This is a genomic window from Pseudomonas spelaei (assembly GCF_009724245.1).
GTDB classification, from domain to species: Bacteria; Pseudomonadota; Gammaproteobacteria; order Pseudomonadales; family Pseudomonadaceae; genus Aquipseudomonas; species Aquipseudomonas spelaei.
In genome coordinates this window covers 196,035-218,546 of the sequence record NZ_WNNK01000007.1, presented here as the reverse complement: position 1 = coordinate 218,546, position 22,512 = coordinate 196,035, and the positions used below count along the sequence as shown (strand labels likewise).

Below are 22,512 nucleotides of genomic sequence, written 5' to 3'. Positions count from 1 at the left end.
GGAGCACCCCATCATGAGTTCGACTTCTTCCGGCCAAGGCGCCGGGCAATTGGAAACGCGTGGCATCGAACCCGTCCCGGAAAGCGAGTGCAACGGCCATCCGCTGCAGCTGTTCTGGGTCTGGTTTGCCGCCAACATCAGCATCCTCGGCTTGCCGTTGGGGGCGACGCTGGTGGCCTTTCGCGGGCTGGCGATCTGGCAAGCCATCATCGTCGCGATCCTCGGTGCCGCCGGTTCGTTCGCCGTGGTGGGGATTATTTCCATCGCCGGCCGTCGTGGCCGTGCGCCGAGCCTGACCTTGTCCCGAGCGATCTTCGGCGTACGCGGCAATATCGGCCCAACCCTGGTCTCGCTGATGTCGCGCCTGGGCTGGGAAACCGTCAACACCACCACGGCGGCCTTTGTGCTGCTGTCGTTGTGCTCGATCCTGTTCAACTCGCCCGTGGCCGCAAAAAGTGCGCCGCTGCTGACCTTGCTGTTCATCGGCATTTTTGTGCTGCTGACCCTGGCCGTTTCCGGTCTGGGCCACGCCACCTTGCTGGTGATTCAGAAGTGGGCGACCTACGTCTTCGGCGCGCTGAACATTCTGGTGGGCGGATTCCTCTGCGCGACTATCGACTGGAGCGCGGTATTCAATGCCACTCCGGCACCGCTCAGTGCGATGATTATTGGCGTCGGCACCATGGCCGCCGGCACCGGTATCGGTTGGGCCAACGCCGGGGCGGACATGTCCCGCTACCAGCATCGCAGCGTCAAGGCCGTGCGCCTGGTGGCGTCTGCCGCCTTCGGTGCGGGGATTCCGCTGGTGCTGCTGATCACCCTGGGCGGCTTGCTGTCGGTGGGCAATAACGACCTGGCCTCGGCCACTGACCCGATCATCGCGATCCGCGACATGCTGCCTACCTGGATGGCCGTGCCATACCTGATCACCGCGTTTGGCGGGCTGCTGCTTTCCAATAACCTCTCCGTGTATTCGGCGGGCCTGACCACCTTGACCCTCGGCTTGAAGGTCAAGCGCGTTCACGCGGTGATTGTCGACATCGTTGCGATCTTCGCCGGTTCCATCTACTTCATGCTGATCGCCGACAGCTTCTACGGCCCATTCATCACCTTCATCTCGCTGCTGGCCGTGCCGATCACTGCTTGGGTAGGGATCTTTGTGGTCGACCTGATTCATCGCCACTACTACAGCGCCAAGGACCTGCTGGACGTCACGCCGAGCAGCGCCTACTGGTATCGCGGCGGGATTGAATGGCGAGCATTCGGTGCCTGGGTGGTCGCCATTGTGTTGGGTTTCAGCTTCACCACCATCGGCACCACCGCCGAGAACATCTGGTTCGCTGGGCCGTTGTCGGATTCCTGGTTGGGCCATAACGGCCTGGGCTGGATTGTCACCTTCCTGGTGGCCGGCGGGATGTATGCGGTATTGGGCGGTGCTGCTGATCGTCGCCCGGCGTTAGTAGAGAGCCACAATGTCTAGATTGATTCACAGCGGCCAGGTCATCGTCGACCTGGTCATGTCCCTCGACACCTTGCCGGCAACCGGCGGTGACGTATTGGCCAAGTCCGCCAGCTTCGAAGCCGGCGGTGGCTTCAACGTGATGGCCGCCGCCCGGCGCAACGGTTTGCCGGTGGTCTATCTGGGGCGGCACGGTACGGGGCGCTTTGGCGACCTGGCGCGTGCTGCGATGCAGGCCGAGGGCATTGAAATGGCCCTGGCGGCCAGTGACAACAAGGACACTGGCCTGTGCGTGTCACTGACTGAAACCACCACCGAGCGCACCTTCATCTCCCATATCGGTGCTGAAGGTGAGCTGAGTGCCGAAGACTTGGCCAGCGCCGTGCCCCATGCCGACGACTATGTGTACGTCAGCGGCTACAGCTTGTTGCTGGAGGGCAAGTCCCAGGCCTTGATCGATTGGCTGTTGGCCTTGCCGCGCCAGATTACTGTGGTGTTCGATCCGGGGCCGCTGGTCAAGGCGCCTGATTCTTCGTTGATGGTCGACTTGTTGCCACGCATCGATATCTGGACCAGCAACGGCCCGGAGGCCTTGGCTTTTACCGGTGCGGGAGACATCGCCCAAGCGCTGCTCAAACTCAACGATCATCTGCCTGGCGAGACGCTGCTGGTGGTGCGAGATGGCCCGAACGGTTGCTGGATCAGCCGTCATGGGCAGTCTGAACATGTGCCGGGGTTCAAGGTCCAGGCGGTCGACAGCAACGGCGCGGGCGATGCCCATGCCGGGGTGTTCATTGCCGGTTTGGCCAACGGGTTGGCACCGGCCGTTGCGGCCAGGCGTGCCAATGCGGCCGCTGCGTTGGCGGTCACCCGCTGGGGGCCGGCGACGTCACCGGGCACCGCTGAAGTGGATGCGTTGTTGGCGCAGGCCTGAGTCGGCAGAACAGGCGCCCTTCAGCACGGTGCGATCCCATGACCGGCTGCAGCTACGAAGGTGTTCTCGTCATTCAGGACTTGGGCTGTTTCGGTGCCCCGGGGGTGTTGGAATCATCGCCGCCCGGCGCCAAATCAACCGCCCCACGGTGATCAGCCAGTTAAGCGAAGCCACGGCCAACACGCTCATCAACAGGGTCGACATGCCGTATTCGACGATGACCTTGCCGGCCAGCAACGGAAAGCCGAACACCCCGATAAAGTACGACAGGCTGAACAGCAGCAGTGCCTGGGACGTAGTGCCCGCCGGTGCCTCATTGGCTGCCAGGCCGTTGATCACTGAATAGGTCAGGCCATAACCCACTCCCAGGGTGATGGCCGCCAGCAGGTAACTGAAGCTGTCGTTGACCAGGAAACCGAACATCAGGATCGACACCAGCATCACTCCAGACAAGACACACGACGCCCAATAGGGATCGCGCTTGACCACGATGCTGGCGATCAACAGGCGGCTGGTGATCGCTGCGCTCATGAACCCCAGGAAGAACAATGAATAGTCCAGTGAATGAGCCGCTGCGTAGCTGGTTTGAAACGACGACAAACCACCAAACACACAACCGCCCAGGCCGACCATGATGATGGCGAACACCGCTTTGGAGGACAGCACCTGGCGTGTGGCGGACCAGGAGATTTTCGACACGGCCGAGACGCCCAACAGGTTGGGTCGCTGCTTGAGCTGTGCACCCAATCGCCAGAACATCACCACGCCTGCCAGGCTCGCGAGTGCGGCGATGTAGAACGCTGCGGTCAGCGGCAGGTCGAGGGCATTTGCCGCGCGCCCCAGCAGCGGCCCCGAGCCGATGCCGGTCATCATGCTGCCCGACAGCAGGGCAAAGTATTTGGCGCGTTGCGTCGGCTCCACCAGCATCGCCACAATGATCGGACCCAAGGTGTAAAACACGCCCCAGCCCAACCCCAGGGATAAACCGAAGAGCATCAAGCCTTCGCCAAACCCGGGTGCCAGGGCAAAGCCCAGGCAGGCTACCACCAGCAAGACACCCAGGCAGGCAATGGAGCGGGCCGCGCCCAGGGCGTCCGACAAATGCCCGGACACCATGACCGCGACGAAGGTACTGAGCATCGCCATGGAGATCACGCTCCCGGCGTCATGCTCATTGCCACCTCGGGCGTGAATCAGCAGCGACAGCAGAAAGGTCGAGCCGTACGACAGCGACAGCAGGTAGCTGGCAAGGCAGAACAGGGCGAACAGTTTTCCGTCAACCGGTGGAGTGGAGCGCATGGGCAAGCCTGTGAGTCGTTGGATTTATGCCAGGTTTTTTACCATGCGCGGCAAGACGGTTTGTTCAGTGGTTAGCGGTTTTTGCATTAGCGCCGGGCGGAGTAATTGCGCATTTATTGGGCGCCGATCTCTTCAATGAACGTCTCCATGAACCCCTTGAGCCGCTGATGGCGAACCTGCGCCATGTGTTGTCCCGCCGCCGTTTGGAAGCCATCGGCCAGGTGCAGCAGCTTGGTCTGGAAGTGATCAAGGCAAAAGCGCTTGTCGTCATAGTCCCGGTTCAGGGCAGTAGGATCAGCCGGATCATACAAACCGCTGCCCATGCGTCCGGCGGTATAGAACGTGCGGGCCACGCCGATCATGCCCAGGGAGTCGAGGCGGTCGGCATCCTGGACGATCCTGGCTTCCAGGGAGTTGGGCGTAAGCCCGGCGGAGAAACTGTGAGTCTCGATGGCATGGGTGACGGCGGCGATACGGACAGGTTGCCAATCCAGAGCCTGCAAAACCTTCCCGGCCTTGGCCGCGGCCAGCGCTGAAGCTTTGGAACGCAAGGGTGAGTTCTTTTCCACCGCCACGCAGTCATGCAACAACACCGCCGCCAGCAGCACCTCCAGGTCACCCCCTTCTTTGGCCTGAATCGAGCGCGCGTTGTGCCATACCCGCTGCAAATGGGACAGGTCGTGGGCGCCGTCTTCTGAAGGTTCCAGGGCGTGAGGCAGCAAGGTATCGGCAAGGGCGGACAAGGGAGAGAAGGGCATGAGGATTCTCGTTGGACGGATGCCTCATAGAGTAGTCGCGAATGAAATTGCACTGCAATCAGTCATCAAACCCCCTTAGTATGTGTCCTTTCCTTTGACCTCAAGGCCCGTCCATGACCATCGAGATTCGCCCCGCCGTGCCCAGCGATGCTGCGCAGATCCTGACCTTCATCACGGAGCTGGCCGACTACGAGAAAGCCCGCCACGAAGTGATCGCCAGCGTGGTGGATATCGAGCGCAGCCTGTTCAGTGAAGGCGCCACCGCCCATGGCCTGATTTGTCTGCGGGACGGTTTGCCGATTGGTTTCGCGGTGTTCTTTTTCAGCTATTCCACCTGGCTGGGCAGTAACTGCCTGTACCTGGAAGACCTCTACATCAACCCGGAGCAGCGCGGCGGCGGGGCGGGCAAGAAGTTGCTGCGGCACCTGGCGAAAATCGCCTTCGATAACGGCTGCGGACGTTTCGAGTGGAGCGTGCTGGACTGGAACGAACCGGCCATTGCGTTCTACAAGTCCATTGGTGCCCAGCCTCAGGAAGAATGGGTGCGCTACCGGATGGAAGGCGATGCACTGCGCGAATTTGCCCAAGGCTGAGGGTGGGAGCGATCTAACCCGCAATGCTCAAGACTACAAAGATCAACTGTGGGAGCTGTCGAGCTTTAGCGAGGCTGCGATGGCGTCGGCACTGCCAGCATTGAGGTTGACGGGCCCACCGCAATCGCAGCCTCGCTGGAGCTCGACAGCTCCCACATTTGTTTTTCGTTGCCTTGTAGGGCTGCTTTCACCTAACTGACGGTTGTCAGTTTTTTTGTATGATTTCTCAGTATGTGGGATGAGTAATTATATATTGAGATGTTTCAGGTTCTGGGTTTATAGTCTTCTGCATCAGCACTCACTACCAAAAATAAAACAGGTGAAGCGATGCAGGCACAACCGTTGTCGTTACCCGCCGTGCCCGAGCCGACTTACGGCGAGCGGCTGAAAAACAAAGTGGTGATCATCACCGGCGCTGCCCAGGGCATCGGCGAGGTCATCGTGGCCTGCTTCCAGGCCCAGCAGGCGCGTCTGGTGATCGGTGATATCCAGGGCGAGAAGGTCGAAGCGGTCGCCGCCCATTGGCGTGAACGCGGTGCCCAGATCTACGCGCAACCCGTCGACATCACCTCCAAGGACCAATGGCGCGCGCTGGTGGATGTCGCCATCGAACGCTTTGGCCGTATCGATGTGCTGATCAACTGCGCGGGCGTCAACGTGTTTCGCGACCCGCTGGAGATGACCGACGAAGACTGGCGTCGTTGCTTCGCCATCGACCTGGACGGCGCCTGGTTCGGCTGCCGTACCGTGTTGCCGCACATGATCGAGCAGGGCATCGGCAACATCATCAACATCGCCTCGACCCATTCCAGCCACATCATTCCCGGCTGCTTTCCCTATCCGGTGGCCAAGCACGGCTTGCTCGGCCTGACCCGCGCCCTGGGCATCGAATATGCACCCAAGGGCATCCGCGTGAATGCCATTGCGCCGGGTTATATCGAAACCCAGCTCAACGTCGACTACTGGAACGGCTTCCCCGACCCCCATGCCGAACGCCAGCGCGCCTTCGACCTGCACCCGCCCAAGCGCATCGGCCAGCCCATTGAAGTGGCGATGACCGCGTTGTTTCTTGCCACCGATGAAGCGCCCTTTATCAATGCCACCTGCCTGATGATCGATGGCGGGCGGTCGGTGATGTACCACGACTAAACCCTATAACTCTCCCATAACAAGAGGTGGTTTATGTTCAAGAAGACAGTGCGCACCCTGGCGGTCGCCGTTGCTCTCAGCAGTCTCAGTGCCCTTGCATCTGCCGAAGAAGTGAAGATCGGCTTCCTGGTCAAGCAAGCCGAAGAGCCCTGGTTCCAGACTGAATGGGCCTTTGCCGAAAAGGCCGGCAAGGACCATGGCTTCACCGTGATCAAGATCGCCGTGCCCGACGGCGAGAAAACCCTCTCAGCCATCGACACCCTCGCCGCCAACGGTGCCAAGGGCTTCGTGATCTGCCCGCCGGACGTGTCCCTCGGTCCTGCGATCATGGCCAAGGCCAAGCTCAACAATCTCAAGGTGCTGGCGGTGGATGACCGCTTTGTCGACGCCAAGGGCAAGCCCATGGAAGACGTACCTTACGTTGGCCTCGACGCCTACAAGATCGGCCAGAAACAAGGCGAGGCCATGGCCACCGAAGCCAAGCACCGTAACTGGGACTGGAAGGACACCTACGCCGTCATCAACACCTTTGACGAGCTGGAAACCGGCAAGAAACGCACCGACGGTTCGGTGGAAGGCCTCAAGGCCGCCGGCCTTCCCGCCGACCACATCCTGTTCAGCGCACAGAAAACCCTCGACGTTCCAGGCTCAATGGACTCCACCAACTCGGCCCTGGTGAAACTGCCCAGCGGCGCGAAAAACCTGATCATCGGCGGCATGAACGACAGCACCGTGCTGGGCGGCGTACGCGCCACCGAAAGCGCCGGCTTCAAGGCCGCCAACGTGATCGGTGTGGGCATCAATGGCACTGATGCCATTGAAGAGCTTAAAAAATCGGATACCGGGTTCTATGGTTCGATGCTCCTCAGCCCTGATGCGTCCGGTTATAAAACCGCCACCGCAATGTTCGAGTGGGTCACCAAAGGCACCGAGCCGGCCAAGTTCACCGCATTGGATAACGTGACCTTGATCACCCGCGCCAACTTCAAGGAAGAGTTGAGCAAGATCGGTCTGTGGAAATGAACAGCGCCGCCTTCGATACCCTGCGCTTCAACGGCATCGGCAAGGAGTTTCCCGGGGTGAAGGCCCTGGCGCAGATCAGCTTTGAAGCGCGGCCCCATTCGGTGCACGCGCTGATGGGCGAGAACGGCGCGGGCAAGTCGACCTTGCTGAAAATCCTCGGCGGTTTCTATCCGCCCAACAGCGGCAGTTTGCAGTTGGGCGAGCGCAGCGTCAGTTTCAGATCGGCGGCGGACAGCATCGCCAACGGCATCGCCGTGATCCACCAGGAACTGCAACTGGTGCCGGAGATGACCGTCGCCGAAAACCTGTTGCTGGGGCATATGCCGTCGCGCTGGGGCGTGGTCAATCGCGGGGCGATGGTGCGCAAGGCCCGAGAGTTACTCAAAGGCCTGGCAGACGAACTTGACCCGAACGTGCGCCTCGGCAGCCTGTCCCTCGGTCAACGGCAACTGGTGGAAATCGCCAAGGCCATGTCGCGCAATGCTCATGTAATTGCCTTCGATGAGCCCACCAGCAGCCTCTCGGCCCGGGAGATCGAGCGGTTGATGGTGATCATCGCCCGGCTGCGGGATGAAGGCCGGGTGATCCTTTATGTGTCCCACCGTATGGAAGAAGTCTTCCGGATTTGCGATGCGGTGACGGTGTTCAAGGACGGGCGTTTTGTGCGCACGTTCGAGGACATGCAGCAGTTGAACGTCGATCAACTGGTTAATTGCATGGTCGGGCGCGATATCCAGGACATCTACAACTACCGGGCTCGCGAACATTTTGGCGAGGCGCTGCGGGTCGAGGGCTTGCTTGGGCCGGGGTTGCAGGAGCCCGTAAGCCTGAAGGTCGATAAGGGCGAGATTCTTGGACTGTTCGGCCTGGTCGGGGCAGGGCGCACGGAGCTGTTGCGACTGTTGGCCGGGCTGTCTCGCAGCGAGCAGGGCGCACTGGTGCTGCATGGTCAGGCGCAGACGTTCAAGTCGCCACGGGATGCGATTGCCGCCGGTGTGTTGCTGTGTCCGGAGGACCGCAAGAAGGAAGGCATCGTGCCTCGTGCCAGTGTCGCGGAGAACATCAATATCAGCGCCCGCCGCGACCATGCACGCTTTGGCTGGCTGATCCAGGGCGGCTGGGAGCGGGACAACGCACAGCGACAGATCAGCGCAATGAATGTGCGCACGCCGTCAGCGGATCAACCGATTCTGTACCTCTCCGGCGGCAACCAGCAGAAGGCTATTTTGGGCCGCTGGTTGTCGATGCCAATGAAGGTCCTGCTGCTGGATGAGCCGACTCGCGGTATCGACATCGGCGCCAAATCCGAGATCTACCAGATCATCCACAACCTGGCGGCCAGCGGCATTGCGGTGATCGTGGTGTCCAGCGACTTGATGGAAGTGATGGGCATCTCTGACCGCATCCTGGTGATGAGCGAAGGTGCTTTGACTGGCGAACTGACCCGCGACCAAGCGGACGAAGCACGGCTGCTGCAATTAGCGCTTCCGCGTACGCGGGACTGAAGAATACGAGGTGGGTATGTCACAGGTAAAAACCGCGAGAAGCTTTTGGCCGGGGTTCAACCAGCGCAAGTTTCTCGATGATTGGGTCATGCTGCTGGCGGCCTTGAGCATCTTTGTGCTCAGCGCCGTGTTCATCGACAACTTCCTCTCGCCGCTGAATATGCGCGGCCTGGGCCTGGCAATTTCTACCGTTGGGATTGCCGCCTGCACCATGTTGTTTTGCCTGGCGTCGGGGCACTTCGACTTGTCGGTGGGCTCGGTGATCGCCTGCTCAGGCGTAGTGGCGGGGATCGTGATTCGTGACACTGACAGTGTTGTGCTTGGCGTGTCGGCCGCGTTGGCGATGGGACTGGTGGTAGGGCTGATCAACGGCATCGTTATTGCCAAGCTGCGAATCAATGCGCTGATTGCGACCTTGGCGACGATGCAAATCGTCCGGGGGCTGGCTTATATTTTTTCCAACGGCAAGGCCGTTGGCGTGATGGACGAAGGTTTCTTCGTGTTCGGTAACGGCCAACTGTTTGGTGTGCCGGTGCCGATTGTCATCACCGTGCTGTGCTTTGTATTCTTCGGTTGGCTGCTGAACTACACCACCTATGGGCGCAACACCATGGCCATCGGCGGTAATCAGGAGGCGGCGCTGTTGGCCGGGGTGAATGTTGATCGGACCAAGATCATCATCTTTGCCGTACACGGTGTGATCGGGGCGTTGGCGGGGGTGATCCTGGCGTCGCGGATGACCTCGGGCCAGCCGATGATCGGCCAGGGCTTTGAGCTGACGGTGATCTCTGCGTGCGTATTGGGCGGGGTGTCGCTGAGCGGTGGTATTGGCATGATTCGGCATGTGATTGCCGGGGTGCTGATCCTGGCGATCATCGAAAACGCGATGAACCTGAAGAACATCGACACCTTCTACCAATATGTGATTCGCGGCTCGATCCTGTTGCTGGCGGTGATTATCGACCGCATGAAGCAGCGATAACAATCGATCCAATGTGGGCGCTGCCGCTGTAGCCGCTGCCGAGGTACGAGGCTGCGATGGGCTGCGCAGCGGCCCTCCTGGGCGGTCCTGCGGACGCGCATCGCAGCCTCGTACCTCGGCAGCGGCTACATTTTGATCTTCTCTGTTTTGATGGTCAGCATTTGCCATAATGCCGCTCGTTTTCGTTCCACCACATAGGCCCGATATGCAGGAAAACGCCCACACACCCGTCAAAGACGCCGCCCCCACCGGCACCCAGACCCTGCTGCGTGGCCTGGGCGTGGTGCAAGCGGTGGCCGCCGGCGCGCGCGATCTCAAGGAGATTGCCAAGCGCATCGGCACCACGCGCAGCACCACTCACCGCCTGGCCAGTTGCCTGGTGGAAGAACGCTACCTGCGCGTGGTGCCACAAGTCGGCTACCTGCTGGGCCCGAAGCTGATCGAGTTGGGCTTTCAGGCTCGTGAAGAGCTGCCCCTGGTGACGTTGGCCGTTCCGTATCTGGACGAGTTATCGGCGCTGACCGGCGACACCATCCACCTGGCCATTCGTGAGTTCGACGACGTGCTCTACCTGCACAAGAATCCTGGCCGCAACGGCCCGGAAATGCGTTCGCGGGTCGGCCATCGGATGCCGCTGGCGCGTACCGGGATCGGCAAGGCCTTGCTGCTGGATGACACGGTGGAAGAGTGGCAGCGCCTGTATCAGGTCAGCTTGCCGGCAGGCGGGAAAAGCCTGCAGTGGCCGCAGCACCCGGAACAGTCCTGGGCGCAGTTCGAGCAGCGCATGCAAGAGTATGTGGCGGGCGGTTATGCGTTCGATCTGGAAGACAACGAACCGTCGATCCGTTGCGTGGCGGCACCGGTGCGCGATGCCAGCCGGCGGATTGTCGCCGGCATCAGCATCGCCAGTACCGTGCCCTACATGCCGCTGGAAAAAATGGCCGAGCTGATACCTGTGGTCAAACAGGTCGCAGCCAGGCTGTCAGCGGAGTTGGGCGCGAAGGCCTGATCAGGCCTTCAAGGTCGCCATGTCGATCACGAAGCGGTACTTCACATCGCCCGCGATCATGCGGGTGTAGGCTTCGTTGATGTGGCGAATGTCGAGCATTTCGATGTCGCAACTGATGCCGTGTTCGGCGCAGAAATCCAGGACTTCCTGGGTTTCGGCAATGCCACCGATCATCGAGCCAGCCAGCACTTTACGGCCCAGGATAAGTTTGGCGGCGTTGACGGGCGGGTCCACGGGTTCAACCAATCCAACCAGAATATGCACGCCGTCAAAACGCAGCACGTCGAGGTAGGGGTTCAGGTCGTGCTGCACCGGAATAGTGTCCAGCAGGAAGTCGAAATGCCCAGCCGCAGCTTGCATCTGCGCCTCGTCGGTGGACACGATCACGTGATCGGCGCCCTGGCGACGGCCTTCTTCAGCCTTGCTGGCGGAGCGGGTAAACAGCGTGACTTCGGCGCCGATGGCCTTGGCCAGCTTGATGCCCATGTGGCCCAGACCACCCATGCCCAGCACGCCCACCTTGTCACCGGCCTTGATCCCGTAGTGCTTGATCGGCGAGTACATGGTGACGCCGGCGCAGAGAATCGGCGCGGCGCTGGCCAGGTCGAGCGTGGCCGGGATCTTCACCACAAAGTGTTCGCTGACCACGATACTGTCGGAGTAGCCGCCCATGGTGTTGCTGCCGTCCACCCGGTCGGGGGTGGCGTAGGTCATGGTCGGGCCTTCGAGGCAGTATTGCTCCAGGTCTGCGTGGCAGGCGTCGCAATGGCGGCACGAGTCGACCATGCAGCCAACACCGACCAGGTCGCCGACTTTATGCGCGGTGACGCTGGCGCCGACGGCTGTGACCTTGCCGACGATCTCGTGGCCCGGCATCAGCGGGTACACGGCGATGCCCCATTCGTTGCGCGCCTGGTGGATGTCGGAGTGGCACACGCCGCAGTAGAGGATTTCGATCGCCACGTCATCGGCGCGCGGGCTGCGGCGTTCGAAGGACATGGGGGCGAGAGGAGTGGTGGCTGACTGGGCGGCGTAACCGATGGCGGTGTACATGGAGAACCTCGCAAAAGCAGTGACAGGTGAGGTGGGGCATTCTGGGCGCCGGCCCCTGCGACGGCCATGGCGATTGCTCCGAGTCTTATGCCTATTCGTCCGGGAATGCCCCTTGATTGGCTGCATCTGGCGCCGAACCTGCGATGATGCTGTCATCCCCTTTCTGCGAAATTTTTGTCATGTTGTTGACCCGTCATCTCGACGCCAATGCGGCGTTGGTCACCTTGATCGAACCGCTGACACCCTGCGACGGTTTCTCACCCACGAACCTGCCCGGCGTGCAGGTATTGCGCGCCAGTTGTGACGTGGCACGGGGGCCGCAGATCTACGAGCCGAGCCTGATGATCGTCGCCCAGGGCAGCAAGGTCGCGTACCTCGGGCCGCGCACCCTGGAGTATGGTGCCGGGCACTACCTGATTCAGGCGATGCCGGTGCCCTTCGAGTGCGAGACCTTTGCCATGCCCAATGCGCCGCTGTTGGGCGTCACCGTGGGGATTGATCGGGTGGTGTTGGGGGAGTTGGTCATGGCCATGGGCATCCGGCCTGGGCCGCCGCCGGCGGCGCAAACCCTGGAGTCCATGAGTTCGGTCGTGCTGGATGACGCCATGCGCGGTTGTGTCGAACGGTTGTTGCAGTGCCTGCACGATCCACTGGAGAGCCGGATCATGGGCCCGGCGCGGGTGAGGGAATTGCTGTTCACTGCCTTGCGCGGACCTCAGGCAGATGTATTGCGGGCCTTGGTGGAGCAGCAGGGACAGTTTTCCCGGATCGCCACCTCGTTGAATCATCTGCATGCCCATTACGCCGAACCTCTCAACATCGAGACCCTGGCGGGATACGCCAATATGAGCGCGTCCACCTTCCATGAGCATTTCAAGCGCTGCACGCTGCTGTCGCCGGTGCAGTACCTCAAGCGTTTGCGCTTGCTCAAGGCCCAGCAGTTGTTGCTGGTCGAAGGCATGGGCGTGGCGCAGGCGGCGCACCGTGTGGGGTATCAGAGTACGTCGCAGTTCAGCCGGGAATATAAGCGCTACTTCGAGCGTAGCCCGGGAGATGAACGGGCGGCGTAACTCCTTCAGGTACAACTCGGTTAAAAATGTGGGAGCTGGCTTGCCTGCGATAGCGGTGTCTCAGCCACAGATATATTGCTGATCCACCGCTATCGCAGGCAAGCCAGCTCCCACATTTGACCGAGTTGATTGGTGTTTCTCTGGCTACAAAAAAGACCCCCATTTGGGGTAATGCCGATCAGTTAAGGAGTGGGGATCCAGCAACCGAAGCAGATTCAGTGTGGGAGCTGGCTTGCCTGCGATGCAGACACCTCGATACTTCAGGTATATCGAGTTGATCCAATCGCAGGCAAGCCAGCTCCCACATTCGTTCTTCTCTGCCTTGAGCACCGCGTTCGCTTAACTGACTGGCATTACCCATTTGGGGGCCTCGTTTTTCAAGCCAATACCTTACATATTCGGGTAAGTCGGCCCGCCCGCACCTTCCGGTGTGACCCAGGTGATGTTCTGCGAAGGGTCCTTGATGTCACAGGTCTTGCAGTGCACGCAGTTCTGGGCGTTGATCTGGAAGCGCTTCTCGCCATCTTCTTTGGTGATCACTTCATATACGCCAGCCGGGCAGTAGCGCTGCGCCGGTTCATCATAAAGTGGCAGGTTGGTGCCGATCGGGATGCTCGGGTCTTTCAACTTCAAGTGGCAAGGCTGTTCTTCTTCGTGGTTGGTGCCGGAGATGAATACCGAACTGAGTTTGTCGAAACTCAGCTTGCCGTCGGGTTTCGGGTAGTCGATCTTCTGGCTGTCCTTGGCCAACTTGAGGCAGGCGTAGTCCGGCTTGGTGTCGTGCAGAGTGAACGGCATTTTGCCGCCGAGGATGTTCTGGTCGAACCAGTTGAAGCCGGCACCGATGATCGGGCCGAACTTGTGCATCGCCGGGCCGAAGTTACGGCTGGCGAACAGTTCGTCGTAGAGCCAGCTCTTCTTGAAGCTGTCGACGTAAGCGGTCAGTTCGTCGCCGCCTTCGGACTCGGCGAACAGTCGATCAGCCACAGCCTCGGCCGCGAGCATGCCGGATTTCATGGCCGTGTGGCTGCCCTTGATCTTGGCGAAGTTCAGGGTGCCCAGGTCGCAACCGATCAGGGCGCCGCCCTTGAAGACCATTTTCGGCAGCGAGTTCAGGCCGCCTTTGCAGATGGCACGAGCGCCGTAGCTGATGCGCTTGCCGCCTTCCAGATACTGTTTGAGCACCGGGTGATGCTTGAGGCGCTGGAACTCGTCGAAGGGCGACAGGAAGGTGTTGCTGTAGGACAGGTCGACGATGAGGCCTACGACCACCTGGTTGTTTTCCAGGTGATAGAGGAACGAGCCACCGGTGTTCTCGGCGCTCATGATGTCCAGCGGCCAACCGGCGGTGTGCACCACCAGGCCTGGCTGATGCTTGGCCGGGTCGATTTCCCAGATTTCTTTCAGGCCGATGCCGTAGTGCTGGGCGTCGGCGTCGCTGTCCAGGTTGAAGCGCTGGATCAGTTGCTTGCCAATATGCCCACGGCAGCCTTCGGCGAACAGCGTGTACTTGCCACGCAGCTCCATGCCAGGGGTGTAGAGGCCTTCTTTCGGATGACCTTCGCGGTCGACACCCAGGTCACCGGTGATGATCCCGCGTACCACGCCGTTCTCGTCGAACAGCGCTTCCTGGGCGGCGAAGCCCGGGTAGATTTCCACGCCCAGGTTCTCGGCCTGCTGGGCGAGCCAGCGGCACAGGTTGCCCAGGGAAATGATGTAGTTGCCTTCGTTGTGCATGGTCTTGGGCACAAAGAAGTCAGGAACCTTGGTGGAAGCCTCGGGGCTGCGCAGGACATAGATGTCATCGCGTACCACTGGCGTATTGAGCGGGGCGCCCAGTTCTTTCCAGTCCGGGAACAATTCGTTCAGGGCGCGTGGTTCAAACACGGCACCGGAAAGGATGTGAGCGCCGACTTCGGAGCCTTTTTCGACGACGCAGACGCTGATTTCCTTACCGGCTTCGGCGGCCTTCTGCTTCAGTCGGCAGGCGGCAGACAGGCCCGCCGGGCCAGCGCCGACGATGACCACGTCGAATTCCATGTATTCGCGTTCCACAGGCTATCTCCTACTCAAGGCTCTACAGTTTTTTTTCTAATGGGTGGAGGTTCGGTGTTTCATCCACTATGGCCTGCATGAATCGCATGCAATAGTGCAGGGATGACCCACCTTTCTCTCTAGGTGGCGCATTATATCTACACCACTCTCAGCGTCCAATACAAACGTTTGTTTGAATTGCCCGCAAGCTAGGTAAATCAAAGCAGCGCGGCTTATAACTGACCATTTTGGCGTATTGACCAGAATAGGCGTTCCGGTCAAGATACGGTCGGTTTTGCGCATCCCGTAGGCAGACTGTAGGTTTCAAGGCCACCTCTAAAGACAGGGCGAAGGCAAAAAGGTGACGCGCAATCAGACGATGGCGCGCAGTTTACACGCCGCGATAATGAATGACCTCTCAGTCACCACTGACGAACGGTCATCACTTCCGTGAGCAGGGTCACCCGTCGACGATTGCCGGCGTTTTTGGAGGTGCCCTTGTGTGCCGATGAGCATCAACCGCCAGGTTCGCCTAGGCGACTTTCTTTTCACCGGAGAGTAACGAGGAATCCATGAAGGTTCTTGTAGCTGTCAAACGCGTTGTCGATTACAACGTGAAAGTTCGCGTCAAGGCGGACAATTCCGGCGTCGACCTCGCTAACGTCAAGATGTCGATGAACCCTTTCTGCGAAATCGCCGTGGAAGAAGCGGTACGTCTGAAAGAGAAAGGCGTAGCGACTGAAATCGTCGTCGTCTCCATCGGTCCGACCACTGCTCAAGAGCAGCTGCGTACGGCCCTGGCACTGGGTGCCGATCGTGCCATCCTCGTCGAGTCCGCTGAAGAGCTGACGTCTCTGGCCGTTGCCAAACTGTTGAAAGCCGTTGTCGACAAGGAACAGCCTACGCTGGTGATCCTTGGCAAACAGGCCATCGACAGCGACAACAACCAGACTGGCCAGATGCTGGCTGCACTGACCGGTTACGGCCAGGGCACCTTCGCCTCGAAAGTCGAAGTGAGCGGCGACAAGGTTGCCGTGACCCGCGAAATCGACGGCGGCGCACAGACGGTTTCCCTGAAACTGCCGGCCATCGTTACCACCGACCTGCGTTTGAACGAGCCGCGCTACGCGTCCCTGCCAAACATCATGAAAGCCAAGAAGAAGCCTCTCGAAGTGCTGACTCCGGATGCTTTGGGCGTTTCCACCGCCTCCACCAACAAAACCCTGAAAGTCGAAGCGCCAGCAGCACGCAGCGCGGGTATCAAGGTCAAGTCGGTGGCTGAACTGGTCGAGAAACTGAAGAACGAAGCGAAGGTAATCTGATCATGACTATCTTGGTAATCGCTGAACACGACAACAAGGTTGTGGCTCCGGCCACCCTGAACACCGTAGCTGCCGCTGCGAAAATCGGTGGCGACATCCACGTGCTGGTCGCTGGCCAGAACGTTGGCGCGGTGGCTGAAGCCGCTGCAAAAATCGCTGGTGTGAGCAAAGTACTGGTAGCTGACAACGCTGCCTACGCTCACCAGCTGCCGGAAAACGTTGCCCCTCTGGTAGCAGAGCTGGGTGCTGGCTACAGCCACATCCTGGCTGCCGCCACCTCCAACGGCAAAAACATCCTGCCGCGCGTTGCTGCGCAGCTGGACGTTGACCAGATCTCCGAGATCATCTCGGTAGAAAGCGCTGACACCTTCAAGCGCCCAATCTATGCCGGTAACGCCATTGCTACCGTACAGTCCAACGCTTCGGTAAAAGTCATCACCGTGCGTGCCACCGGTTTCGACCCGGTTGCAGCTGAAGGTGGTTCGGCGGCCGTTGAAGCTGTCGCGGCTGTGCATGACGCGGGTACTTCCAGCTTCGTCGGTGAGGAACTGGCCAAGTCCGATCGTCCGGAACTGACCGCTGCCAAGATCGTCGTTTCCGGCGGCCGTGGCATGCAGAATGGCGACAACTTCAAGCACCTGTACGCTTTGGCCGACAAGCTGGGCGCTGCCGTCGGCGCTTCCCGCGCGGCCGTCGACGCAGGTTTCGTACCCAACGACATGCAGGTCGGCCAGACCGGCAAGATCGTTGCGCCACAGCTGTACATCGCCGTCGGTATCTCCGGCGCGATCCAGCACTTGGCCGGTATGAAAGACTCCAAAGTGATCGTTGCGATCAACAAGGACGAAGAAGCCCCGATCTTCCAGGTGGCTGATTACGGCCTGGTAGCGGACTTGTTCGAAGCCGTACCTGAGTTTGAGAAGCTGGTCTAATCCAGTCTCTTCACTTATAAAGAGCCCGGTCTGTTGACCGGGCTTTTTTTTGCGCGTCAATTTTAGAGTGGAGAATCACGCCATGGAATTGCGTCCCTGGACTGTACTGCTGGGCCTGTTGCTTTTGCCCTCCTTGTCCTTTGCCGCCGGCAAGTGCGAGCGCCTGGTGATCACCGGCAGCCCGGACGCACCGCCCTACCTGTGGCGTGACCCCCAAGACCCTACGCACCTGATCGGCGCCAGTGCCGACCTGTTGCAACAGGTCGGCAAGGACCTGGGTTTGAAAATCGACCTGTTGTATGGCGGCAAGCGTTCCCTGGCGCTGAACGAAGTGAGCAGCGGGCGCATGGACATGCTGGCCGATGCACCACTGACCACCCGCGAGCTGGAAACCCTGGACTACATTCACCCGGCGCTGGTGCAGACTGACTATCTGGTGTGGACCCGCAAGGATTCAGCGCTGGTCTACAACCAAGCTGCCGACCTGCACGGGCACAAAGGCGCGGTTGCTGAGAGGGCACGTTTGAGCCGTGACTTTGAAGCCTTCGCCACTGAGCAACTGACCTTGCAACGCACGCCAACCGTGACCCCGGCTTTCCAGAAGCTGCTGCTCGGAGAAGTGGACTACGTACTGGCAGGGCGTTACTCCGGCATGGCCATGGCCCAAAGCCTGGGTATGGACAAGGACTTGATGGCTCGGGAACTGCCCGTCGATCAGCCGGGCCTGTTCCTGGCCATTTCCCACAACTCGGCCTGCAACGATCCGTGGTTGCGCGGACAGCTCGCCAAAAAGATGACAGAATTGCCCGCGTCCGGTCTGGCGGAGACCGCGCTGCAGAGCAATCTGCAACGTTGGAAGGCGCAATTGCAGCAAGCCGTCGGTACCCCAACAAAGTAGGGATTTTCAGTGACTATTCGACCTCTTTTCGCGGCCCTCGCCGTTGTCGCTCTGGCGGGATGTGCAGCCGATCCTGCGCCGAATGAACAAATGCGCCTGACCCAGCAAGCCTTGGAGCAAGCCACTGCCGTGGGCGCCAGTGCCGACGACTCGCCTGAGTTGAAATTGGCCGAGGGCAAATTCGCCCGGGCCAAGTCCAACATGGCTGATGAGTCTTACAGGCGTGCCCGTATGCGGGCCGAGCAGGCCGAACTCGACGCCCGACTGGCGGAGGCGCGGGTCCTGACCCAGAAGAGTCAGGAAAAATTGAATGTGCTTAACACCCGCATCACGCGCCTGCGCAAGCAGCTGCAACTGGGAGACGCCCAATGAGCCCGATGATTCGCGGTGTGAGCTGTGTATTGCTGCTGGGCAGCATGGCGATGGGCGGTTGTGCCAGTCATCCCGACAGCGATGCTGCCTTGCAACAGGCCAGCCTTGACTTCCAGAAGGTCAAGGAAGACTCCAACGTGCTGCGCATCGCGCCCAAGGATGTGATTCGTGCCGGAGAATCCCTGGCCCGTGCCGACCGGTTTTCCAGCTATTGGGGCAGCGGTGCTGACGTAGAGCATTACGCCTACCTCAGCCAGCGTTACAGTGCGATTGCCCGTGAACATACCGAACAGGCACTTAACGAAGAGCGTGGCGCCAAGCTCGAACTGGAACGCCAGCGCCTGCAATTGGCCCTGCGTGAGGCCAAGCTGCTGAGCGTGCAGCAACAGGGCAAGTGGCTTGAGGAACAGATCATCAACCTGACGACCAAGACGGATCGTGGCCTGGTGATGACGCTGGGGGACATGCTGTTCGATACCGGTGATGCGGAGCTGAAAAGCTCGGCCAACCGCACGGTGCTGAAAATCGTCCAGTTCCTGCAACTGAACCCCAAGCGCGTGGTGCGCATCGAGGGTTACACCGACAATACCGGTGGCGAGCAGGAAAACCTCAAGCTGTCCGTGGACCGTGCCCAAGCGGTGGCGGATGTATTGGTGGACCTGGGCATCGATGATAAGCGCATCCAGGTGGAAGGTTATGGCGACCAATACCCGGTGGAAGTGAATGCTTCCGAGCGGGGGCGTGCGCAAAATCGCCGGGTCGAGATTGTGTTCTCCGATGAGAAGGGCCAGTTGGGCGCTGCCCGATAAAATACGCTCGCTGAAACAACCCGGGTATAGCCCGGGTTTTTCATGCCCGCCATTCAGTGCTCGACCCTTACAGTTTTTTCTATCACTGCCGCCCGTGCTCGACTATTGTGGCAACTGTCCCCGTACACTTCTAAACTGTGCCGGTATGTTTCACACAAAAATAAAATACCCGTGAAATCGAGTGCTGCGTCATGACCAACCTTTTGCTCTATCAACGTATCGCTCAGCAATTGGCTGAGGATATCCGACGCGGTGTTTATCAACCGGGCGAGCGCGTGCCATCAGTGCGCAAGATGAGCTCCCAACTCAACGTCAGCCACGCCACGGTGTTGCAGGCCTACGCGAACCTGGAAGACCAGGGCTTGATTCGCGCACGGCCGCAGTCCGGGTACTACGTGCACCAGACCCCGGCCCTGACCGCGCCTACGCCAGACATCGCCCGGGTGGAGCGCCCTGGGTTGGTCACCCGTAGCAGTATCATTCAACAAGTGCTGGTCGAGTCCCGTCGTGAAGGTGTGTTCCCGTTGGGCGCTGCGGTGCCCAGTGTCGACTACCTTCCGGTCAGGGCGCTGCACCAGCAATTGGCCAAGGTCACACGTTTTCAAAGCCCGCGGGCCTTCAGCTACATGTTCAGCCCCGGTTTCGAACCGTTGCGCCGCCAGGTAGCGATCCGCATGCGAGACGCCGGCGTAGTGGTTGACCCCAGCGAAGTGGTGATCACCCACGGCTGCGTCGACGCCTTGCAGATGTCCTTGCGGGTGCTGACGCGGCCCGGAGACCTGATCGCGGCCGAGTCGCCTACCTATTACGGTTTGCTGCAACTGGCCGACCTGCTGGGCCTCAAGGTCATCGAGATTCCCAGCGACCCGGCCACTGGCATGAGCCTGGAAGCGTTGCAACTGGCGGCCAACCAATGGTCGATCAAGGCGCTGGTGCTGACAACGCGCTTGAGCAATCCCCTGGGCGGCACCATGCCCGAGGAACGGCAGAAACAGTTGCTGCGCCTGGCCTCGGATTTCGATATCCAGATTGTCGAAGACGACATCTACGGCGAACTGATGTTCGAGTTGGGCCGCACCAAGGCCCTCAAAGCCTACGACCGCCTGGACCGTGTCATCTATTGCTCCAGCTTCTCCAAGACACTTTCACCGGGCATCCGCATTGGCTGGATGATTGCCGGCAAGTACCAGCAGGAAATCCAGCGCCTGCAAATGTTCAGCACCCATTCGGCCTGCAGCGTGACCCAGATGGGTACGGCGGCGTACCTGGAAAACGGCGGTTACGACCGGCATTTGCGCTATATCCGTCAGGAATACCGCAAGAACCTCAGTGCCTTCCAGTTGGCGGTGCAACAGTATTTTCCCGAAGGCACGCAGATGACCCGCCCGACCGGTGGCTTCATCTTGTGGGTCAGTTTGCCGGGACGGGTCAATACCCAGGAACTGCATGTACGTGCATTGCAGCAGGGCATCAGTATCGCGCCAGGGCTGATCTTCAGTAACACGGAACAGTTCAACCACTGTATTCGGCTTAACTGCGGGACCCCATGGAACCGCGAGGCCGAGCGGGCGTTGATGACTCTGGGCATGCTGGCAAGCCAGTTGTGCCAGGAAACGGCGGCAGGTTTTTGAACGGTGTAAAGGGGACTCAAACAGTCGTGGATTGATCAGTACGCTTGTCATGCCGCGCTCAACAAGCGAGCATATGGCCCTCTGCCGTTAATGCTGTTGGCGATATGACATCTACTTTTCCTGCCGCGTTGTTGATTTGCCTGTTAAGCCTGTGCAACGCCGGTGTGGTGTTGGCGGCTCCGGTGAGCGAGCGAGCCGCTGCCGTCAGCACTGAACACAAGGCGCCGGTGGCGAAGAAAACCACCCCCCCCAAAAAAAAGCCGGTTGCCAAGAAAGCCGCCCCCGCGAAAAAACGTGCACCTGTCGCCAGCAAGTCCAAATCGGCCCATGAAGTGGCCCAGACCAAACTGCCGCCTGCGCGGCTGGACTTGAGCCTGCCGTCTGACATGGTCAGGCACTTGCAGCCCCTAGGCACCGTACCGAAGCCGAAGAGTGTGCCTTTGTTGCCACCGATGTTCGAGGAAAAGCCCACTGACAATAGCGCCTTCCAGATCAATGGACGCTTGCTCAGCAATGAGATGAAGCTGCAACTGCGCAACGAAGAACGGCGCGAAGTGGAAGGGGCGGCGCTGGATTTCGAGTTCAAGCAATAAACTCCCGCCTGTAAACGTGACGCGAACAGCTGACCTTCTGTCGCAGACTGGTCAGTCACATTGGTTTTGCGCGAAAAACCCCTGTTAGGCCAATTTAAAACAGATGTTTAAGGGCGTACTCTAGCCTGGCCATCAATACTTAGTCGTCGAGGATCTGCTCGTCATGAAATGCCGTGAAGGCTGTGGCGCATGCTGCATTGCCCCATCCATCAGTTCACCGCTACCCGGCATGCCTCACGGCAAACCGGCGGGCGAACGCTGCCTGCATCTGTCGGTCGAACAGCTGTGCCAACTGTTCGGGTTGCCGGAACGGCCAGCGGTCTGCAGTGCATTTCAGGCGGATATCGAGGTGTGTGGTAATAGCCAGGAAGAAGCGATCAGGTTGATCGGCTGGTGGGAGCAGATGACGGCGGCTTAGTGGGCTTTACTGTCGGAACTTCAACAATAAGGAATAAAACAATGGGTTCGCTGAAACGAATGGCTGTGCTGTGCGGTTTTACTGTTGTGTTTGCTGCCGCAGCGCAGGCTGAAGACTGGCAAACGGCCAAGGATGAAGACGGCATCAAAGTGTCTTTGAGTGAAATCGCCGGTTCCAAATACAAGGCGTATCGCGGTGTGACCGTAATCAAGGCGCCGCTGGCCAAGATTCAGGCCTTGCAGGAAGATGCGGTGGGCGCCTGTACCTGGATCCATGAATGCAAGTCGCAAAAACTGCTCAAGCAGGAAGGTGACAAGAGCTGGACCTACACCCAGTTCAATGCGCCATTCCCGGTTTCGGATCGTGACTCGATCCTGGAAATTACCACCACCAAGGCGGCAGACGGCAGCGTGACCCGCAAGCTGTTGGAAGTGCCGACCTACCAGCCGGAAGTGAAGGGCTATGTGCGTGTGGCCCAGGTCGAGGGTTACTGGAAACTGGTGCCTAAAGGCGCCGACCAGACGGAAGTGACCTATCAGGTGCACACCGAGCCTGGCGGCAGCGTGCCGTCGTGGTTGGCCAACAAATTCGTGGTGGATGCGCCGTTCAATACCTTGAAAGCGCTCAAAGAGCGCGCTGAAAAGTAAACGACGTGTAGCCGCTGCCGAG

Annotated in this window: 22 protein-coding genes; 18 read left to right on the top strand and 4 right to left on the bottom strand. The window is 59.9% G+C overall.

Annotation, left to right across the window (positions count from 1 at the left end):
• Positions 1-13: 13 nt before the first annotated feature.
• Both GNF76_RS10805 and GNF76_RS10800 read left to right on the top strand, forming a co-directional pair.
• Entirely contained in the window at positions 14-1,480 is a 1,467-nt protein-coding gene (locus GNF76_RS10805; RefSeq protein WP_155583148.1) for a purine-cytosine permease family protein, read from the top strand.
• Complete coding sequence (locus tag GNF76_RS10800; protein ID WP_155583147.1) at positions 1,473-2,393, top strand: PfkB family carbohydrate kinase; 921 nt, start codon at positions 1,473-1,475, stop codon at positions 2,391-2,393. The genes GNF76_RS10805 and GNF76_RS10800 overlap by 8 nt, the downstream gene beginning before the upstream one ends.
• 69 nt (positions 2,394-2,462) lie before the next feature.
• Here the strand turns inward: GNF76_RS10800 and GNF76_RS10795 are convergent, their stop codons facing one another.
• A complete protein-coding gene (locus GNF76_RS10795) occupies positions 2,463-3,692 on the bottom strand; it encodes an MFS transporter (RefSeq protein WP_155583146.1) in 1,230 nt (409 codons plus the stop codon).
• 113 nt (positions 3,693-3,805) lie between these two features.
• On the bottom strand, positions 3,806-4,450 hold the full coding sequence (locus tag GNF76_RS10790; RefSeq protein WP_155583145.1) for an HD domain-containing protein: 645 nt from the start codon (positions 4,448-4,450) through the stop codon (positions 3,806-3,808).
• A gap of 113 nt (positions 4,451-4,563) precedes the next feature.
• On the opposite strand from GNF76_RS10790, the gene GNF76_RS10785 reads away from it, so the two are divergent.
• From GNF76_RS10785 to GNF76_RS10760, 6 genes are all read left to right on the top strand, one after another.
• The gene (locus GNF76_RS10785; protein ID WP_155583144.1) at positions 4,564-5,043 is read left to right on the top strand and encodes a GNAT family N-acetyltransferase; all 480 of its coding nucleotides are present in this window, start codon (positions 4,564-4,566) and stop codon (positions 5,041-5,043) included.
• 327 nt (positions 5,044-5,370) lie between these two features.
• On the top strand, positions 5,371-6,192 hold the full coding sequence (locus GNF76_RS10780) for an SDR family oxidoreductase (RefSeq protein ID WP_155583143.1): 822 nt from the start codon (positions 5,371-5,373) through the stop codon (positions 6,190-6,192).
• A gap of 33 nt (positions 6,193-6,225) precedes the next feature.
• Positions 6,226-7,215: a substrate-binding domain-containing protein gene (locus GNF76_RS10775; protein WP_155583142.1), complete on the top strand. Its 990-nt coding sequence runs from the start codon at positions 6,226-6,228 to the stop codon at positions 7,213-7,215.
• On the top strand, positions 7,212-8,720 hold the full coding sequence (gene araG / locus GNF76_RS10770) for an L-arabinose ABC transporter ATP-binding protein AraG (RefSeq protein WP_155583141.1): 1,509 nt from the start codon (positions 7,212-7,214) through the stop codon (positions 8,718-8,720). The genes GNF76_RS10775 and araG overlap by 4 nt, the downstream gene beginning before the upstream one ends.
• Positions 8,721-8,736: 16 nt before the next feature.
• On the top strand, positions 8,737-9,702 hold the full coding sequence (araH, locus tag GNF76_RS10765) for an L-arabinose ABC transporter permease AraH (RefSeq protein WP_155583140.1): 966 nt from the start codon (positions 8,737-8,739) through the stop codon (positions 9,700-9,702).
• 205 nt (positions 9,703-9,907) lie between these two features.
• Positions 9,908-10,711 (top strand): IclR family transcriptional regulator, encoded by an 804-nt coding sequence (locus GNF76_RS10760; protein WP_155583139.1) that lies wholly within the window; start codon positions 9,908-9,910, stop codon positions 10,709-10,711.
• Here the strand turns inward: GNF76_RS10760 and GNF76_RS10755 are convergent, their stop codons facing one another.
• Positions 10,712-11,764 (bottom strand): NAD(P)-dependent alcohol dehydrogenase, encoded by a 1,053-nt coding sequence (locus tag GNF76_RS10755; RefSeq protein ID WP_155583138.1) that lies wholly within the window; start codon positions 11,762-11,764, stop codon positions 10,712-10,714.
• A 179-nt stretch (positions 11,765-11,943) separates the two neighbouring features.
• On the opposite strand from GNF76_RS10755, the gene GNF76_RS10750 reads away from it, so the two are divergent.
• Positions 11,944-12,834: an AraC family transcriptional regulator gene (locus tag GNF76_RS10750; RefSeq protein ID WP_155583137.1), complete on the top strand. Its 891-nt coding sequence runs from the start codon at positions 11,944-11,946 to the stop codon at positions 12,832-12,834.
• A gap of 390 nt (positions 12,835-13,224) precedes the next feature.
• Here the strand turns inward: GNF76_RS10750 and GNF76_RS10745 are convergent, their stop codons facing one another.
• Positions 13,225-14,889, bottom strand: coding sequence for a 4Fe-4S dicluster domain-containing protein (locus GNF76_RS10745; protein WP_178123268.1), 1,665 nt, complete (start codon positions 14,887-14,889; stop codon positions 13,225-13,227).
• Between the two features lie 551 nt (positions 14,890-15,440).
• Here GNF76_RS10745 and GNF76_RS10740 point away from each other — a divergent pair.
• From GNF76_RS10740 to GNF76_RS10700, 9 genes are all read left to right on the top strand, one after another.
• Entirely contained in the window at positions 15,441-16,190 is a 750-nt protein-coding gene (locus GNF76_RS10740) for an electron transfer flavoprotein subunit beta/FixA family protein (RefSeq protein ID WP_155583136.1), read from the top strand.
• Positions 16,191-16,192: 2 nt separating this feature from the next.
• Positions 16,193-17,122 carry an electron transfer flavoprotein subunit alpha/FixB family protein gene (locus GNF76_RS10735; RefSeq protein ID WP_155583135.1) on the top strand — a complete coding sequence of 310 codons (930 nt, stop codon included), beginning with the start codon at positions 16,193-16,195 and terminating at the stop codon, positions 17,120-17,122.
• Positions 17,123-17,204: 82 nt separating this feature from the next.
• Entirely contained in the window at positions 17,205-18,020 is an 816-nt protein-coding gene (locus tag GNF76_RS10730; protein ID WP_155583134.1) for a substrate-binding periplasmic protein, read from the top strand.
• A gap of 9 nt (positions 18,021-18,029) precedes the next feature.
• Complete coding sequence (locus GNF76_RS10725; RefSeq protein WP_178123267.1) at positions 18,030-18,392, top strand: DUF4398 domain-containing protein; 363 nt, start codon at positions 18,030-18,032, stop codon at positions 18,390-18,392.
• Positions 18,389-19,201 carry an OmpA family protein gene (locus GNF76_RS10720; RefSeq protein WP_155583133.1) on the top strand — a complete coding sequence of 271 codons (813 nt, stop codon included), beginning with the start codon at positions 18,389-18,391 and terminating at the stop codon, positions 19,199-19,201. The genes GNF76_RS10725 and GNF76_RS10720 overlap by 4 nt, the downstream gene beginning before the upstream one ends.
• A gap of 191 nt (positions 19,202-19,392) precedes the next feature.
• A complete protein-coding gene (locus GNF76_RS10715) occupies positions 19,393-20,832 on the top strand; it encodes an aminotransferase-like domain-containing protein (RefSeq protein WP_155583132.1) in 1,440 nt (479 codons plus the stop codon).
• A gap of 104 nt (positions 20,833-20,936) precedes the next feature.
• A complete protein-coding gene (locus tag GNF76_RS10710) occupies positions 20,937-21,425 on the top strand; it encodes a translation initiation factor 2 (protein WP_155583131.1) in 489 nt (162 codons plus the stop codon).
• Between the two features lie 163 nt (positions 21,426-21,588).
• The gene (locus GNF76_RS10705) at positions 21,589-21,843 is read left to right on the top strand and encodes a YkgJ family cysteine cluster protein (protein ID WP_155583130.1); all 255 of its coding nucleotides are present in this window, start codon (positions 21,589-21,591) and stop codon (positions 21,841-21,843) included.
• Positions 21,844-21,884: 41 nt separating this feature from the next.
• On the top strand, positions 21,885-22,490 hold the full coding sequence (locus tag GNF76_RS10700) for an START domain-containing protein (protein WP_155583129.1): 606 nt from the start codon (positions 21,885-21,887) through the stop codon (positions 22,488-22,490).
• Positions 22,491-22,512 lie beyond the last annotated feature (22 nt).